Annotated in this window: 16 protein-coding genes; 4 read left to right on the top strand and 12 right to left on the bottom strand. The window is 58.7% G+C overall.

The genetic code is table 11. The features are described from left to right. Positions 1-335: 335 nt before the first annotated feature. Positions 336-512, bottom strand: coding sequence for a DUF6026 family protein (locus V5E99_RS02315; RefSeq protein WP_499800604.1), 177 nt, complete (start codon positions 510-512; stop codon positions 336-338). A 272-nt stretch (positions 513-784) separates the two neighbouring features. Here V5E99_RS02315 and gnd point away from each other — a divergent pair, with 272 nt between their 5' ends. From gnd to V5E99_RS02300, 3 genes are read left to right on the top strand one after another with little or no spacing between them, the layout of a single operon-like run. Then, positions 785-1,765 carry a phosphogluconate dehydrogenase (NAD(+)-dependent, decarboxylating) gene (gnd, locus tag V5E99_RS02310; RefSeq protein ID WP_499800602.1) on the top strand — a complete coding sequence of 327 codons (981 nt, stop codon included), beginning with the start codon at positions 785-787 and terminating at the stop codon, positions 1,763-1,765. Continuing rightward, positions 1,762-3,285: a glucose-6-phosphate dehydrogenase gene (gene zwf, locus V5E99_RS02305; protein ID WP_499800600.1), complete on the top strand. Its 1,524-nt coding sequence runs from the start codon at positions 1,762-1,764 to the stop codon at positions 3,283-3,285. The genes gnd and zwf overlap by 4 nt, the downstream gene beginning before the upstream one ends. Continuing rightward, positions 3,282-4,106 carry an HAD family hydrolase gene (locus V5E99_RS02300; protein WP_499800599.1) on the top strand — a complete coding sequence of 275 codons (825 nt, stop codon included), beginning with the start codon at positions 3,282-3,284 and terminating at the stop codon, positions 4,104-4,106. Before zwf ends, V5E99_RS02300 begins: the two co-directional genes overlap by 4 nt. A gap of 115 nt (positions 4,107-4,221) precedes the next feature. Here the strand turns inward: V5E99_RS02300 and nhaB are convergent, their stop codons facing one another. From nhaB to V5E99_RS02285, 3 genes are all read right to left on the bottom strand, one after another. After that, positions 4,222-5,724: a sodium/proton antiporter NhaB gene (gene nhaB / locus V5E99_RS02295; protein WP_499800597.1), complete on the bottom strand. Its 1,503-nt coding sequence runs from the start codon at positions 5,722-5,724 to the stop codon at positions 4,222-4,224. Positions 5,725-5,800: 76 nt separating this feature from the next. Then, positions 5,801-7,090 carry an NHL repeat-containing protein gene (locus V5E99_RS02290; protein WP_499800596.1) on the bottom strand — a complete coding sequence of 430 codons (1,290 nt, stop codon included), beginning with the start codon at positions 7,088-7,090 and terminating at the stop codon, positions 5,801-5,803. A gap of 295 nt (positions 7,091-7,385) precedes the next feature. Next, complete coding sequence (locus tag V5E99_RS02285; RefSeq protein WP_499800594.1) at positions 7,386-7,652, bottom strand: hypothetical protein; 267 nt, start codon at positions 7,650-7,652, stop codon at positions 7,386-7,388. A gap of 343 nt (positions 7,653-7,995) precedes the next feature. On the opposite strand from V5E99_RS02285, the gene V5E99_RS02280 reads away from it, so the two are divergent. After that, the gene (locus V5E99_RS02280; protein WP_201197549.1) at positions 7,996-9,321 is read left to right on the top strand and encodes a sigma-54 dependent transcriptional regulator; all 1,326 of its coding nucleotides are present in this window, start codon (positions 7,996-7,998) and stop codon (positions 9,319-9,321) included. Positions 9,322-9,383: 62 nt separating this feature from the next. Here the strand turns inward: V5E99_RS02280 and fapF are convergent, their stop codons facing one another. From fapF to pnuC, 8 genes are all read right to left on the bottom strand, one after another. Continuing rightward, positions 9,384-10,691 carry a fibril amyloid transporter FapF gene (gene fapF / locus V5E99_RS02275; protein ID WP_499800593.1) on the bottom strand — a complete coding sequence of 436 codons (1,308 nt, stop codon included), beginning with the start codon at positions 10,689-10,691 and terminating at the stop codon, positions 9,384-9,386. A 46-nt stretch (positions 10,692-10,737) separates the two neighbouring features. Next, on the bottom strand, positions 10,738-11,484 hold the full coding sequence (gene fapE / locus V5E99_RS02270; RefSeq protein ID WP_499800591.1) for a fibril amyloid subunit FapE: 747 nt from the start codon (positions 11,482-11,484) through the stop codon (positions 10,738-10,740). A gap of 44 nt (positions 11,485-11,528) precedes the next feature. Further along, on the bottom strand, positions 11,529-12,209 hold the full coding sequence (gene fapD, locus V5E99_RS02265; protein ID WP_499800590.1) for a fibril amyloid maturation endopeptidase FapD: 681 nt from the start codon (positions 12,207-12,209) through the stop codon (positions 11,529-11,531). 63 nt (positions 12,210-12,272) lie between these two features. Beyond that, positions 12,273-13,283 (bottom strand): amyloid-like fimbrin subunit FapC, encoded by a 1,011-nt coding sequence (gene fapC, locus V5E99_RS02260; protein ID WP_499800589.1) that lies wholly within the window; start codon positions 13,281-13,283, stop codon positions 12,273-12,275. A 64-nt stretch (positions 13,284-13,347) separates the two neighbouring features. Continuing rightward, a complete protein-coding gene (fapB, locus tag V5E99_RS02255) occupies positions 13,348-13,926 on the bottom strand; it encodes a fibril amyloid subunit FapB (protein WP_499800587.1) in 579 nt (192 codons plus the stop codon). A 1-nt stretch (position 13,927) separates the two neighbouring features. Next, positions 13,928-14,377, bottom strand: coding sequence for a functional amyloid chaperone FapA (fapA, locus tag V5E99_RS02250; RefSeq protein WP_499800586.1), 450 nt, complete (start codon positions 14,375-14,377; stop codon positions 13,928-13,930). A 357-nt stretch (positions 14,378-14,734) separates the two neighbouring features. Beyond that, positions 14,735-15,286, bottom strand: a complete 552-nt coding sequence (locus tag V5E99_RS02245) for an AAA family ATPase (protein WP_499800585.1) — start codon at positions 15,284-15,286, stop codon at positions 14,735-14,737. Next, complete coding sequence (pnuC, locus tag V5E99_RS02240) at positions 15,256-15,819, bottom strand: nicotinamide riboside transporter PnuC (protein ID WP_499800584.1); 564 nt, start codon at positions 15,817-15,819, stop codon at positions 15,256-15,258. Before pnuC ends, V5E99_RS02245 begins: the two co-directional genes overlap by 31 nt. Positions 15,820-15,861: the final 42 nt, after the last annotated feature.

Raw genomic sequence — 15,861 nt, 5'->3', positions numbered from 1 at the left:
TAAGTACGTACTCCCACCGGCGTCATGGAGTCACCGGCGTCATCAAACGAACCCACAAGAAACCGCTGTCCGAGAACCGAACAGCCACAAGGATCGGGAGTATCGCCAGACGAATGTGAAAACTTTGTGAGTTTCGTTCAGGCAAGCGACAGGAAGAGCTGGCCGCGATGGCTTTTCATGTGGGCGCAGAGGTCACGATGATTTTTGTTTGAGCGCCGTCCATGCGGGAGCGGGCTTGCTCGCGAAGGCGGCTTATCAGGTGATATTAATTTAGCCTGACACACCGCTTTCGCGAGCAAGCCCGCTCCCACAAAGGAGGACATCTGAGGAGAGAATCAGGCGTTCAGTGCGGGAACCGGTTGCCCGGACAATTGAGCCTGCTGCAACAACTGACGAAGCTGAGCCACCTGTTGCTTCAAGGTGTCTCGCTCATCTTTCAGTTGGCGAAGTTCGTCACGACGGATTGTGACGTACAACGTTTGTGGGGGACGTGCGGTAACGATTGTGTCCATTGCTCACCTCGCAAATGGCATGCATCAACTGTGATTGCGTCGTTCGTTTGACGACACCCTCACTATCGGCGCCGATTTTGATTTCTTTTGCCGGTGAAGGGAACTTTTTTATTTTTCATGGTCGTTGTGTCTTCAGCACGATTCCCGACGTTATCAGTCTGGATCGGGCACAATGCCCGGAAACTTCATCCCAACGCTCTGGACTAACTCACATTGGTCGCGTTGGGCTATAACCTTTGACACACATTATTTGCAGTAAGGAGCATCAGCACATGCAACTCGGGATTATTGGACTGGGCCGCATGGGCGGTAATATTGCGCGGCGCCTGATGCTCAACGGGCATACCACCGTTGTTTACGACCGCAATACCGCCTTCGTCGAGAACCTGGCGAAAGAGGGCTCCACCGGCGTTGCCGACCTGTCGGCCCTGGTCGCTGGCCTGGCCAAGCCGCGTGCGGTCTGGGTCATGCTGCCGGCCGGCGCACCGACCGAAGAGACCATCGACACCCTGAGCAACCTGCTCGAAGCCGGCGATACCATCATCGACGGCGGCAACACCTTCTATAAAGACGACATTCGCCGGGCCAAGACCCTGTCGGAAAAAGGCCTGCACTACATCGACGTCGGCACCTCCGGCGGCGTCTGGGGCCTGGAACGCGGTTACTGCATGATGATCGGTGGCGACGCCGAAACCGTAACCCGCCTCGACCCGCTGTTTGAATCCCTGGCCCCAGGCCTGGGCGACATCCCGCGTACCAAGGACCGCAAGTCCGACGACGACCGTGCCGAACGCGGCTACATCCACGCCGGTCCTGCGGGCTCTGGCCATTTCGTCAAGATGATCCACAACGGTATCGAGTACGGCATGATGCAGGCCTTCGCCGAAGGCTTCGACATCCTCAAGACCAAATCCAGCGAGAACCTGCCAGAAGACCAGCGCTTCGACCTGAATGTCGCCGACATCGCCGAAGTCTGGCGTCGTGGCAGTGTCGTGTCGTCGTGGCTGCTCGACCTGACCGCCGATGCCCTGGCCAGCGATCCGAAGCTCGAGGGTTACTCCGGCTCGGTCGCGGACAGCGGTGAAGGGCGCTGGACCATCGAAGCCGCCATGGAGCAATCGGTGCCGGTGCCGGTGCTGTCGAACTCGCTGTTCTCGCGTTACCGTTCCCGCGGCCAAGGGACCTTCGGCGACAAGATTCTCTCAGCCCAGCGCTTCGGCTTCGGCGGTCATGTGGAGACCTCGAAAAAATGACAAATTCGATCCGCAAGAAATCCAAGGCAGAACCCGCGCCACCGACCACACTGTTCCTGTTCGGTGCCCACGGTGATCTGGTCAAGCGCTTGCTGATGCCGGCGCTGTACAACCTCAGCCGTGACGGCCTGCTCGATGATGGATTGCGGATCATCGGCGTTGACCACAACGCCGTTACCGATGAAGCCTTTGCGCAGAAACTCGAAGATTTCATTCGTACCGAAGCGGCGAGCAAGGTCGGCAAAGGGGATCAGCTGCTTGATCCGGTCTTGTGGGCCAAGCTCGCCAAAGGCATCAGCTACGTCCAGGGCGATTTTCTGGACGACAGCACTTATCAAGCCCTGGCGGCGAAAATCGCCGACAGCGGCACCGGCAATGCGGTGTTCTACCTGGCCACCGCGCCACGTTTCTTCAGCGAAGTGGTGCGCCGTCTCGGCAGCGCCGGTTTGCTCGAAGAAACCCCCGACGCCTTCAGAAGGGTGGTGATCGAGAAACCGTTCGGTTCCGACCTGCAAACCGCCGAAGCCTTGAATGCCTGCTTGCTCAAGGTGATGTCGGAAAAGCAGATCTACCGGATCGACCATTACCTGGGCAAGGAAACCGTGCAGAACATTTTGGTCAGCCGGTTCTCCAACAGCCTGTTCGAAGCCTTCTGGAACAATCATTACATCGACCACGTGCAAATCACCGCCGCCGAAACCGTCGGCGTGGAAACCCGTGGCAGTTTTTACGAACACACCGGCGCCTTGCGGGACATGGTGCCCAATCACCTGTTCCAATTGCTGGCGATGGTGGCCATGGAACCGCCGGCAGCCTTTGGCGCCGATGCGGTGCGTGGCGAGAAGGCCAAAGTGGTCGGGGCGATCCGGCCCTGGTCGGTCGAAGATGCGCGGGCCAACTCGGTGCGCGGGCAATATGCCGCTGGCGAAGTCGATGGCAAACCGCTGACGGGCTATCGCCAGGAAAACAACGTCGCGCCCGACAGCACTACCGAAACCTACGTTGCGCTCAAGGTGATGATCGACAACTGGCGCTGGGTTGGCGTGCCGTTTTACCTGCGCACCGGCAAGCGCATGAGCGTGCGCGACACCGAGATCGTCATCTGCTTCAAACCGGCGCCGTACGCGCAGTTCCGCGACACCGAAGTCGATGAGTTGCAGCCGACCTACTTGCGTATCCAGATCCAGCCCAACGAAGGTATGTGGTTCGACCTGCTGGCCAAGCGGCCGGGGCCGGCGTTGAACATGGCCAACATCGAGCTGGGGTTTGCCTACAAGGACTTCTTCGAAATGCAGCCGTCCACCGGCTACGAAACCCTGATCTACGATTGCCTGACCGGCGACCAGACGCTGTTCCAGCGCGCCGACAACATTGAGAACGGCTGGCGCGCCGTGCAACCGTTCCTCGACGCCTGGCAGCAGGACGCGAGCGTGCAGAGCTATGCGGCGGGTGAAGATGGTCCACAGGCTGCCGAAGACCTGCTGACCCGCGACGGGCGCGTCTGGCACAGCCTCGGATGAGTGACACCGCGAAACATCCCATCCGTTTTCTGCTCAGCGACATGGACGGCACCTTGCTGCTGCCCGATCACAGCTTGAGCCAGCGCACTATCGACGCAGTGCGCGACTTGCGCGAGGCCGGCGTGCTGTTCAGCCTGGCCACTGGCCGCCCGCCCAAAGCCATGTTGCAGCAGATCGAAGCCCTGGGCGTCGATCTGCCGACGGCGGCGTTCAATGGCGGCACCATCGTCAACCCGGACGGCAGTGTGCTGGTCGCGCATTACTTGCCGGCAACCGCTGCCTTGACGGCGCTGGCGTTGTTTGCCGACCGATCGGACATCGAAATCTGGGTGTTCAGTGGCGGCGACTGGCTGCTCAAGGACCCGCACGGGCCGATGGTTCCGCGTGAACAGCACGGTCTGGGCTATCCACCGGTGGTGGTCGAGAGTTTCGAGCCGTACCTGGAGCGCATCGACAAGATCGTCGCCACCAGTCACAACACCGAGTTGTTGATCGAACTGGAGTCGCTGTTGTTGCCCGAAGTGGAAGGTCAGGCGCAGGTCTCCCGCTCGCAGCCGGTTTATCTCGACGTGACCGCGATGCAAGCCAATAAAGGCGCGGCGCTGGCGACACTGGCCGAGTATCTCGGTGTGCCGCTGGAGCACACGGCGGCACTGGGTGATGGCGGTAATGACCCGGCGATGTTCCATCGTGCGGGGTTGTCGATTGCCATGGGCCAGGCCGAAGAGGCTGTGAAGCGCCAGGCTGATGTGGTCACCGGGCCTAATACCGAAGATGGCGCGGCGCAGGCCATCGAGCGATACATCCTCCCTCGCGGATAACGATCGCACTGACGCTTGCGTAGGAGCTGCCGAAGGCTGCGATCTTTTGACCTTGATCTTTAAAAGCAAGATCAAAAGATCGCAGCCTTCGGCAACTCCTACGGGTTGGTGGGGGTTACAGCCAGAAGCTTACGGCGTACCAGCCCAGCGATCCCATCACCACGGTATATGGCAACGCCATCCACACCATCCGCCCGTAAGACAGGCGAATCAGCGGCGCAATCGCCGAGGTCAGCAAGAACAGAAACGCAGCTTGACCGTTGGGCGTCGCGACGCTTGGCAGGTTGGTCCCGGTGTTGATCGCAATCGCCAGGGTTTCGAAATGCTCGCGGCTCATGTGGCCGGAGATGAAGGCCTGTTTCACTTCGGTGATGTAAATGGTCGCGACAAACACGTTATCGCTGATCGCCGACAACAGACCGTTGGCAATAAACAGCATGCCTGGCTGTTGATCCGCCGGCAGCGCCAGCACCCATTGAATCAGCGGGGTGAACAGTTGCTGATCGTGAATCACCGCCACCACCGCAAAAAACACCACCAGCAGCGCGGTGAACGGCATCGCGTCTTTAAACGCGTTGCCGATCCGGTGTTCGTCGGTGATGCCGGTGAACGCCGTGATCAACACAATCACCATCAAACCGATCAGCCCGACTTCGGCGATGTGAAACGCCAGCCCGGCAATCAGGATCAACGCGGCCGCGCCCTGAACCAGCAGGGCGGCGCGTTGACGCGAGGTGCGTTCGGCATTGTCTTCGGCGGCATAGTTGGCCAGCACGGCGCGCACATTGTCCGGTAGCAGCGTGCCGTAACCGAACCAGCGCAGCTTCTCCAGCAGCACGCAGGTCACCAGGCCGGCCGCCAGCACGGGCAGTGACACCGGGGCGACCTTCAAGAAGAACTCGGCAAAATGCCAACCCATTTCATGACCGATCAACAGGTTCTGCGGCTCGCCGACCAGCGTACACACGCCGCCCAGCGCGGTGCCTACAGCTCCGTGCATCAACAGGCTGCGCAGAAAGGCGCGGAACTGGTCCAGGTCTTCGTGGTGCAGTTTGGGCAGGTGTTGATCGTCAGAAAACTCGCTGTCCTGTCGCGGATCATTGCCTGACGCGACGCGGTGATACACCGAGTAAAACCCGACGGCGGCGCTGATGATCACCGCCGTGACGGTCAGGGCATCGAGAAACGCCGACAAAAAGGCCGACAGAAAACAGAACATCAGTGCCAGCAAGGCCTTGGAGCGAACCCCGAGCAGCAGGCGTGAGAACAGAAACAGCAGCAGGTCTTTCATGAAGTAGATGCCCGCCACCATAAACATCAGCAGCAGGATTACCGGAAAGTTGTGCACCAGCTCATCGTAGAGCGCCTGCGCCGTGGTCATTTTCAGCAACAGCGCTTCGATCAACAGCAGGCCACCGGGCATCAGCGGGTAGCACTTGAGCGCCATGGCCAGGGTGAAAATGAACTCCAGGACCAGCAACCAACCAGCGGCTACCGGCCCCACGGTCCACAGCACCAGGGCGTTGAGGATCAGGAAACCGATGATGCTCGCCTTGTACCAGCGGGGGGAGTGCCCGAGAAAGTTATGCGCGAACGCCTGGGCCATTGAACCGGACATCGGCTACTCCTTGTATTAAGAAGCGCGCAACTTGCCGTAAGCCGAGGTGAAGATCAAGTGTAGGAAGGTTCGCTGGCTAACTCAGGTACCGCGCCACCACCGCCCGGTAATTGCCGTCCAGTGAATAACCGCCGACGACGATTTTGCCGTCGTCCTGCACCGCCAGGGACGTCGCGGTGTCCAGGCTGCGGCCCAAACGGGTGCGCACCCAGCCGATGCCATTGGCAAAGCGGCGATCCAGAGCACCCTGTGGCGAATACCTGGCCAGGATGAAATCAGCTTCGATGCCGCCAATAGTGGCGCCGACGGCCAGTACGCTACCGTCCGGCTGAACCTGGGCGGCGGTCCATTGACAGCCACTGTGGCCGATTTCCAGGCACTGCGGCTGGCCACCGTTGCAGTGATTATCCGGGCGACCGTTGCTGTGCACTTTCAGCGAGAGGCAGTGCATCGGGTCGCGGCTGCTGCCGAAGCAGTGCAAGTCGCCATTCTCCTGCTGGACGATTTGGCTGACCTGGGCGCTGCGTCCCTGCGCCTTGAACGTCATAAAGCCATCCACGGCAAAGCTGTCGTCCAGTCGGCCATCGGTGTGATAGCGCGCCAGCAGACCTTCCTCGGGGAAGTTGATCGAGCCTCCCGTCAGGATTCGTCCATCCGGTTGCAGCATCAGCGTGCTGAGCCAGGTGTTCATCAGCAAATGCCTGACCAACACAAACCCTCGGCCATTGAAGTCGTTGTCGAGGGTGCCGTTTTTGTTCAGGCGGATCAGCAGGCCGACGTGATCGGCCAATTCGAAATGATGATTGGCCAGCAGCAGGATTCGACCGTCCTCCTGCACGCAGATATCGCAGGCTTCGGCGCCCGGCACGCCCGGAGGCAGCCAGTCGTCGCGCAGGCCTTGGGACAGATCGCCGGGTAGGCGCACCACCTGCCGGCCATTGTCGCCGAAGTCGCGAACCGGGTGGCCGTGGGGGTCGAACAGCGCCAGGGCCGGCAAGGTGCGGTGAGCGTTTTCGTAGTGCAGGCCGGCCAACAGAATGGAACCGCAGGGCAGGACGTGAACCTTGCTGGCCATGGCCTCGAAACCCAGCGCGAACTGGCCGATCAGGCTGCCCTGATTGCCGAAGGAAAAGTCCGCCGAACCATCGGCTAGCAGGCGCGCCAGGCCAAACCGGCTGCCGCCGTGGGTGCCGACCTTGGCCGCGACCAGCAAGCGGCCTTCGGCATCGATGGCAATGCCGTTGGCCATGCTTGAGAAACTGCCGGCGAAATACACCTGGGTTTTGCCGGCGGCGGCGAAATCCTTATCAAGATGCCCGGCTGCGTTATGTGCTGCAGGGTAGGCAAAAGCGGTCTGGGTTGGCATGCACGCATCTCCTTGCCAGTCGACCTCAACCCGAAAACCGGGGGGTGACTGCATGTGCGAAACATTCAATCCCTGTATGGGTAGTTACACAACTGTCATAAGTTACAGGTGGAGAGTCGCTTTGTGCCAGAACAGTGTCTTTTTGAACCATTGGAGAGCCTGCCATGTAAATGAATGCGTGGCCGGCTTAATAAAGCAAAAAATCGCAGCCTTCGACGCTCCTTACATGGGATATATATTTCCCCGCAGGAGCTGCCAAAGGCTGCGATCTTTTGATCTGACTACGCCACAACTTTTAATGCGGCATGGACCACGACTGAAGTGTGTAACCATCTTCGCTCAGCGCCGCACGGGCCTGTTCCAGAAGATGTTCAAGTTGCGCCGGATCGGAATAGGCGCTGCTCGGGATCTGGGTGCGACCGATGCAGGTGTTGGTGCGGTCGATGACGCTCAGGCTGAGTTCGCCATTGCCGTCTTGTGGGGCCCAGGCCACGCATTGAAATGGCTTGAACGCGCGGTCGGCAATCAAAAGAGCTTCGTTGATACGGAGCGGGGCGGTCATGGGGTCTTCTCTCTGTATGCCCAATCAAGTGATGTGCCGTCGGTTGGGCTTACCGTTCGGCTGGTTACTTGTACTGATGTCCTCAATAGGGGGTTAGGTCACACACAATTCAAAGAAAATTCGACTTTCTTTCATATACTCAGTGTTCAGACAGTTTTTGAAAGCTGGCTGAAAGGTTCGACTCGTTAGGTAACTAACAAAGTGTCTTCTTATAACTAATTAGTTAACAGTCCTATAGTCAAACGATACAAGGCCCTGTCAAATTCTTGCTAATGTTACAGCCAGGTCCGCCAAATGACTGTTTTTAATAATATTTCCTAAAATTTGGCGCCAAGGAACAGTCATGATCGAAGCGCCTGCCTTACGACGTCTGTTAGTGGTCGATCCTTGCGACGATTGCCATCGTCTCTTGCCGGGTTTGCGTTCTGTGGGTTGGGATGTCGACAGCTGCACGCTGGAAAACGCCGCCGATCGAACGTGCGACGTTGGTTTGTTGCGTTTGCAGCCGTTTCACCTGGAACGCCCGGAAGCGGTCAAAGAGCTGATCAGCCGCAGTGGTACCGAATGGATCGCCGTGCTCAACCAGGAAGTCCTGCGACTGCAAAACGTCGGGGACTTTGTCTGCGAATGGTTTTTCGACTTCCATACCTTGCCGTTCGATGTTTCCCGAGTCCAGGTGACGTTGGGCCGGGCCTTCGGCATGGCGCGGCTGCGCGGGCAGGGCACCATTCACATTGATCAGCCGGAGCACGAACTGCTGGGTGACAGCAAGCCGATCCGCGAACTGCGCAAACTGCTGAGCAAACTGGCACCGACCGAGTCGCCGGTATTGATCCGTGGCGAAAGCGGCACCGGCAAAGAACTGGTCGCCCGCACCCTGCACCGGCAATCCCAGCGTCACAGCAAGCCGTTTGTGGCGATCAACTGCGGCGCGATTCCCGAACACTTGATCCAGTCCGAGCTGTTTGGCCACGAAAAAGGCGCGTTTACCGGCGCTCATCAACGCAAGGTCGGGCGGATTGAAGCGGCGAACGGCGGCACGTTGTTTCTCGACGAAATCGGCGACCTGCCCCTGGAATTGCAGGCCAATCTGTTGCGCTTCCTCCAGGAAAAACACATTGAGCGGGTCGGTGGCAGTCAGCCGATTCCGGTGGATGTGCGGGTATTGGCGGCGACCCACGTCGACCTTGAGGCCGCCATTGAGAAGAAACGCTTTCGCGAAGACTTGTACTACCGCCTCAACGTCCTGCAAGTGGTCACCGCGCCATTGCGTGAACGCCACGGCGATTTGTCGATGCTGGCCAACCACTTTTCCCATTTCTACAGTCACGAAACCGGTCGGCGCCCGCGCAGTTTCAGCGAAGACGCGCTCATCGCCATGGGCAAGCACGATTGGCCGGGCAACGTTCGCGAGTTGGCCAACCGCGTACGTCGCGGCCTGGTGTTGGCGGAGGGCCGGCAGATCGAGGCCCGGGACTTGGGGCTGATCAGCCAGCAAACCATCGCCGCGCCCATGGGCACCCTCGAAGACTACAAAACCCGTGCCGAACGCCAAGCGTTGTGCGACGTGCTGAATCGTCACAGTGACAACTTGAGTGTTGCCGCCAGAGTGTTAGGCGTCTCGCGGCCGACGTTCTACCGGTTGTTGCACAAACATCAGATCCGATAAACGCAAGTTCAAACAAAAGCCCCGCTGCGATACAAGTCGCAGCGGGGCTTTGTTATTGCAGATCAGAAGTAGTACGGGAATTTCAGGCTGAACTGGAAGTCCGGGGCATCGTCCGTCATGCCGATGGACAAGTTGGGAACGATGGTCAGGTTGTCGGTGGCCGCGATGGTCATGCCGACGTTGAAGTAACCGGCGTTGGCATCGCTGGACACCACCGATTGCCAGTCGCCGCCGTCCTGTTTGAGTTTACTTTTGCGTTGCACCAGGTCAGATACCGAGAACGACATACTCATCTTCTCGTTCAAGGCGAACGCTACGCCTGCACCGATCTGGAAGCTGTCGCCAATCTGTACCTTGCCCGGGGTTTTCTGGTTGACCGTGGAACTGATGTCGCCGAACGATTCTTCGAAGTTGTGGGTGTAGGAGAGCGTGCCGAACAGTACCGCCGGGTCGAAGGTTTTAACCAGCGAAATGCCCGGGGTGATGGACCAGACGCCGTTACCGGTCGGCAGGTCATCAGGCACGAACAGGTTGGTGTTGCCCGGCGATTGACGCAGCTTGATCCCGAACGGGTCCTTGCCGGTAGGCGCCTTGACCCGCAACGTGACCACGGCGTCCGGTGTGTTGACCGATTCGTCGAGGAACTTGTAGGCCACCCCGAAGTTGACGTCGCCCAGGGTTGGGTCCTTGGTGACGGTTTCTTCGCTGGTCACACCCGCAGCGCCGTTGTTGGCACCGCCGGACTGGTAGGTCGACTCGCGGTAAATCACGGGGGCGTTTATGTCGAACTGCCAGCGGTTGTTGAAGTTGTAGCGGCCGGTAAGGTCCAGGGTCCAGGTGTCGGCCTTGATGCGGTCCAGGTTGATGTTGCCCAGAAAGATCGAGTCCAGTGCGAGGAAGCCGTTGAGAATCAGCTGGCGGGTGTCATAGCGGGCATACGTAATGCCGGTTTCAAAGCTGAACTTGCCGCCGCCGAAGAATCCACTGGCTTCGTCATACAGGTTGGACACACTCTGCGCCGGTTGCGAATCGTCTGCCAGAGATTGCCCGTAGGAAGCGCCACTGCCCCCGGCGGCGCCTCCCGATGCTGCTGCGGCGCCAGTCCCTGTGGCGACCTTGGGATTGCCTTTCATATCAGATGGCGACTTGGCCAAGCGTTTAGGCTGTGGCGTTGCCGGTTGATCTTCTACCTGGCGGACCCGTTGCTCGAGGACCGCCAGAGCCTTTTGTTGTACTTCGTATCGTTGCTTTAAATCCAGAAGTTCCTGTTTCAGGGTCTCCACATCCGCATCGGGCGCTGCTTGCAGCATCGCCGCCGGAAAGAGAGTGCTCAAACAAACAACCGCTCGCAGTGATACTGATCGATACATGAAATAAGCCGTCCCTTTAAGCCCAATGATCGAGACTCAGCGTAGTTCAATATCCCAAAGTGCGTAGTCCTTTAAGTTGAGTCAGGTTGCAGTCCAGTGCGCCAGCGCTCGGGCCATTGTTATTGAGCACAACGTTGAGTTGAGTCATGTTGTTGACCATGTTGCTGCTGCCCAGAAGCCGTGTGTTCTGCAGCAAGCCACCTTGAGCGACTTGTTGAAGAGAGTTGCCTTGATTACCGCTGGCCTGGATGGCCATTTGTACACCGCCACCGCTGGCGGACACGGCAACGCTGCCAGCGGCATTGCTACCGGTGATGGTCTGGCCGCTCATGAGCGCCTGGCCCTGGCCCGGCACCAGGGCGGGTGCCTGGTTGGCTTCTTTGACGTTGATCGCGACGTCGTTGTAGGCGGTATTGCTGTCGCCTGCGGCGCGTACGCTCTGGGTGATGCCTTGGGTGCTGCTCAAGCCTGCACCACCAATCACATTGCCGGTGCCCAGCGTTGGCGTCGTGCCGTTACCGGTTTCCTTGATGGTTGATACATAGAATTCGGGTTTTACGGTTGCTGCCTGGATCTGCATGGAGGTCGATGCTCCGATCAGATCCCCACTGGCGTTGCGCCAGGTACTGCTCATGACAATGCCGAAGCTGATGATCCGCCCCGGCATGACGTAACGACCGCGTAACTGGGAAAGTTCGTTGTCGTTGATTTCGATGGGTTTGAATCCTGCATTGGCATAACCAGACGCGCTTGCTGCCAGGCAGGCGGCGGCCAACCAGTATGAGGTTTTCATCTGCTGCTCCCGGAGCATCCAGCCCCAAAATCATCATTTGGCGATTAAAAGAAGTCGCTCTGTATGAAACCGAAGTCCATCAATTCAGCATCTTTGACCGGGTTGAAGTTATCCAGCTTGTTCTTCGCTGACAGCGGCTGTGGCGGATCACGCAAAGCATTGGCTTTATCGTAACCGGGGCCGACGATGGCGAAGACGATGCCGTTCCAACCTTTGACAAAGTCATCGTGGGAGTAGCGTTTGTGACCCAGAACCGGGTCGCCTATGTAGACGAAGTTCTTGTCGGCACGCTGCAGCACCACGAAATGCTTGTAGCCGCGAATTTCCATCAGTACCACCACCGGAATGGTGACGTCGTTGAGCTTATCCGGTGGAATCTTGTAGCCCCGGGCACGCATGCCGATGCTTTCAACGTAGCGCTTCATGTCCAGCATGGAGAAACCTTGAGTACGAACAAGGTTCTGGTCAGCGTTGACCAGCATGCCTTTGATGATGTGCTCCTCATCGACGTCGAGCCAATAGGCCTGGCGCAGTACCGTGGCCAGTGCGGCGGCGCCGCAGCTGAAATCGGTTTTTTGTTCGACGATGTCGCTGAACTTGCGCTCACGCACGCTCTGTACATGCTTGTAGACGAGGACGCCGCCAGGCAGGGCGGCAATCGGCATCTGTGCGGCCTGGGTCAGGCCAGAGAAGCAGAGGAGGGCGAGAAGGGCAGTCTTACGCATGATCGATACGCCTGTGCGGACTGTGGAAAAGCCCCGTTTTCGGGGCTTTCGTTTCGATCGCGATTACATGCAGGCTTTGCAGCCAGCAGCGATGGACAGCGAGTTGCTTTGTTGGTTGCCAACGCCGGCAGCGTTGTTGAAGCCAGAGTTGCCGGAGAAGTTGTTGCCAACGTTACTGATGTTAGCACTGTTGGTTACAGGGTTTTTCCAGCCATCTGGAGTCAGCACTTGTTGAGTGGTCACGCCAGCCAGACCGAATACGCCTACTGCTACGAAGTCAGACTTGGTGTCTTTGCCACCGCCGTTACCGCCATGACCTTTGTCGTTGTTGCCATAACCGCCGCCGCTACCGCCGTGACCATGGTCGTCATCTTTAGTAGTTGCAGTACCTGCGGCTACAAATACACCAGCCGCATTGAAGGTGCCTTTAAGCTCGTCTTTTTTGTAGGTCTGGGTGCCGTAGTTGGAGACAGTCAGGCCAGTGGAGCTTTGGTTGGCTGAAGCAGCGGCTTGAGCCACACGGCCGCCCGATACTGCGATTGCCAGGTTGTTTTTCTGTTGGTTGAAGTCGCCGGCGGCGTTGTTCACACCGATGTTGCCGGAACCGCCGTTACCAACGTTGTTGAGGCTGGCCGAAGCAGTGCTCGAGTAGTTGGCAACACTGTTGTCGGTGTTGTACTGAGTGGCGCTGGAGGCGGACACTGCGGTGCCGAAGATGAAGCTTTCGTCAGCAGTGGCCAGTGCAGCAGCGTTGTCTTGTTGGTTGCCGTCGCCGCCGGCGTTGTTCATCCCCAGGTTGCCGTTGCTGCCGTTAGCCGAGTTATCGACATGGGCATCGTTTTTAGTGCCCTGATTGCCGACCATATTGCCTTCGCTGTTCTGCACGTCCAGCACGGCGGCCCCAGCGCCTGCCGTGATTTGCAGAATTTGTTCAAGGGTCGGACCTTTAGGGTCATGGTTGTTGCCATGGCCGTTGCCGTGCCCGTTATTATCATTACCGCCTGCTTGCGCGGCGATGGACATCACTGCTGCCAGAGCGAAAACCAGTGGTTTGAGAGCCATTGTAGGTTTCATGGTGTTTCTCCGTGCTTATTAGTTGGTTAAGTGTTGGTACTTTCTAATCGCACTGCGGTTTGGGTCAGTCAGCGACCCGGATGCTCAGGGTGTTAGCCATTCGGTTCCCCACCCCGGCACTCTGGTTCACCTGAATCACTCCCCGGCTGCCGGTGAAGGCCTGGTCGCTGGTAACGACCTGGCGACTGCCATTTGAAGTGCCAGTTGCTCCTGAGCTTGGTAGCAACGCCACGTTCTGTTGAGAAAGGGCGCTATCGTCGACGCTCTGCGGGTTAGCACTGATGCTGACGCGCATGGCGTTGGCCATCTGGTTGTTGGCCCCGGCGCTCTGGTTGACGCCCAGTACACCGTTGCCATTGCTGAAAGAGGTGCCGCCGATGGTGGCCGTCGCGTTCATCGACGGATTGGCGGGGGTGTTGATTTTCTGGATGACGCTGGTAGTCGCCGAGGCATTGGTGCCGATGGCGATGGCGCGGGTGTTGGTCTGTTGCGTTTGGTCGCCGGCAGCCTGGTTAACGTTGAAGTTGCCTTTGTACTGCGAGCCGGAATCCTGGAGATTGGCGTTGTTGATCACGGGTACGCTGGAATCGGCCATGGCACTTGCACTGGCGAGCAAGGCGAGGAAGATCAAGGTGCGATTCATGTCATTGGCCTCCAGCCATACGGGTCAGGGGGGCGAGGCCGGTGCTCAGGGAGCGGTTGATGGTTCCCGAGATCGCGCCGCCGCTGCCGCCGCCGTGGCCGGCACTCATGCCTGGCAAACCGTTGGGGTTGGTGACCACGTTCAGGCCGGGAACGCCGCTGCCTGGCTGATTGATGTTGTTGCTGATCGAGGAGCCACTGGCGATGCTGGCGAATTCGCCGTCGCTCAATTCGGTGTTATTGGTGGTTTGGACGATGCGTGCCGAAGGGTTGGCGTTGACGGTCGTCGGGTACGGGTCTTTACCGCCGTTACGGCCGATGGCAATCGGTTGCACATCCCGCTGAAGCACGATGACGCCGTTGCCGTCCGCCTGGACGTCGAGACTGAGTACCGAACTGGCGGCACATCCGATCAGCAGGAGGCGAGTTAAGCCTTTATTGAAAGTCCCCACGGCGGCAATTCCTTCTTGTGGTGGGCTGGCCCTTGTCAGCGTTGTGAAGGAGAGAGCGAAAGCTGTGCCGCTTTTTGATTGTTGTTGTATTTCAGATAGTTAGCGCAACGGTGCGAGAGGACGATGTTCGAACTGTTTCATCGCTGAGACACGGCCCCTCGGCCACATTCGTCTACAGCGGACCGAAAGCTCTAAAACAAGGGTTTGCACAAGGGTGTATCAGCCACTTAACAAGTGACGTGACAAGATGATGAAACGCTTTGAGACGGGGCTTTTTCAGAGGAGGGGTGTTTCAGAAATGGACACTTTGCCCCCAAAACAGGGGAAAACCCTGGGGCTTTCGCCCCAAAGGGCAGGTCAGGAGGCGAGCAGCAGATTGACGGCGTGCAGCGCTTGAACCCGGCGTTGCGCCCAGTCCCCTTGCAGCACTTTAAATGGTTGTCGATGTTGTTCCAGCCACGCCTGCGTGGCATTGAAAAATGCCCGGCGTTCATCCAGGGATGGCTGGCAACGTTGACCGTCGTCCGTCCAGTCGACAAGTTCGGGCGATAACAGCAGGTGCAAATCGTATTGGCGGGCCAGCAACGCGTGTTCGATCCAGGCCGGGCAGTCGCCGAACAGGGTTTGGCTCCAGAGAATGTTGCTCAGCAAATGCGTGTCGAGAATCAGCAAGCGCGGCTGCTTGGCCCGGGCCTCATCCTCCCATTGCAGTTGGCCACGGGCGATCTGCGGAATGTCCGCCAGGCAGGTGTCCCGGGGATTTTGCTCGATGAACCAGCGGACGTACTCATCGACCAGCACACCACCGAACTGCGTTTTCAGCTCGGCGGCGAGCCAGCTCTTGCCACTGGATTCGGGCCCGGTGAGCACCAGCACTTTCATGCGCGCAACGCCGGATCGGCGCGCCATTCACGCCAGCCTTGTGCTGCGATCACGGTAAACAAGCCGTAAAGGGTCGCGGTCAGGTACAGCCCCTTGTAAATGAACAACCCGACAAAAATCACATCAAGGAAGATCCACAGTGGCCAGCATTGCACGCGTTTCTGCGCCATCCATAACTGCGCGACCAGGCTGAAACCGGTCAGCGCTGCGTCGAGCCAGGGTTGGGCGGCATCGGTCCAGTGCGCCATGGCCGCGCCCAGCAGCAGGCTACCAACGGCCCCCACGGCCAGCCCGAGCCCTATCGAGCGGGCATCCAGTTCCGTGACCTTGCGACCGTTCTGGGTATCGCCTGCGCGCGTCCATTGCCACCAGCCATAGAGCTGCAACGCGGCGTAGATCACTTGCAGCAACATGTCCGAATACAGTTTCACTTCGAAGAAGATCCAACTGTAGAGCAGCACCATGACCAGGCCGATCGGCCAGCACCACGGGTTCTGTTTGACCGTCAACCAGACGGCGATCACGCCGAGGGCGGCCGCAAACAGTTCAAGCCCGGACATGGAGGTTCCTTGGGGGAAATCGAAGAGGGGGCGGATTGTAGC

Source organism: Janthinobacterium sp. LPB2021202312-11-4 (assembly GCF_037049705.1).
GTDB lineage: Bacteria > Pseudomonadota > Gammaproteobacteria > Pseudomonadales > Pseudomonadaceae > Aquipseudomonas.
Note: the sequence above shows the minus strand (reverse complement) of the source record. Positions and strands in the feature narration are given on the sequence as shown.

Excerpts from the sequence above, each read along its gene's own strand:
- V5E99_RS02315 (WP_499800604.1), bottom strand. The coding sequence starts at position 512 with ATGGACACAATCGTTACCGCACGTCCCCCACAAACGTTGTACGTCACA.
- gnd (WP_499800602.1), top strand. The coding sequence starts at position 785 with ATGCAACTCGGGATTATTGGACTGGGCCGCATGGGCGGTAATATTGCG.
- zwf (WP_499800600.1), top strand. The coding sequence starts at position 1,762 with ATGACAAATTCGATCCGCAAGAAATCCAAGGCAGAACCCGCGCCACCG.
- V5E99_RS02300 (WP_499800599.1), top strand. The coding sequence starts at position 3,282 with ATGAGTGACACCGCGAAACATCCCATCCGTTTTCTGCTCAGCGACATG.
- nhaB (WP_499800597.1), bottom strand. The coding sequence starts at position 5,724 with ATGTCCGGTTCAATGGCCCAGGCGTTCGCGCATAACTTTCTCGGGCAC.
- V5E99_RS02290 (WP_499800596.1), bottom strand. The coding sequence starts at position 7,090 with ATGCCAACCCAGACCGCTTTTGCCTACCCTGCAGCACATAACGCAGCC.
- V5E99_RS02285 (WP_499800594.1), bottom strand. The coding sequence starts at position 7,652 with ATGACCGCCCCGCTCCGTATCAACGAAGCTCTTTTGATTGCCGACCGC.
- V5E99_RS02280 (WP_201197549.1), top strand. The coding sequence starts at position 7,996 with ATGATCGAAGCGCCTGCCTTACGACGTCTGTTAGTGGTCGATCCTTGC.
- fapF (WP_499800593.1), bottom strand. The coding sequence starts at position 10,691 with ATGTATCGATCAGTATCACTGCGAGCGGTTGTTTGTTTGAGCACTCTC.
- fapE (WP_499800591.1), bottom strand. The coding sequence starts at position 11,484 with ATGAAAACCTCATACTGGTTGGCCGCCGCCTGCCTGGCAGCAAGCGCG.
- fapD (WP_499800590.1), bottom strand. The coding sequence starts at position 12,209 with ATGCGTAAGACTGCCCTTCTCGCCCTCCTCTGCTTCTCTGGCCTGACC.
- fapC (WP_499800589.1), bottom strand. The coding sequence starts at position 13,283 with ATGAAACCTACAATGGCTCTCAAACCACTGGTTTTCGCTCTGGCAGCA.
- fapB (WP_499800587.1), bottom strand. The coding sequence starts at position 13,926 with ATGAATCGCACCTTGATCTTCCTCGCCTTGCTCGCCAGTGCAAGTGCC.
- V5E99_RS02245 (WP_499800585.1), bottom strand. The coding sequence starts at position 15,286 with ATGGCGCGCCGATCCGGCGTTGCGCGCATGAAAGTGCTGGTGCTCACC.
- pnuC (WP_499800584.1), bottom strand. The coding sequence starts at position 15,819 with ATGTCCGGGCTTGAACTGTTTGCGGCCGCCCTCGGCGTGATCGCCGTC.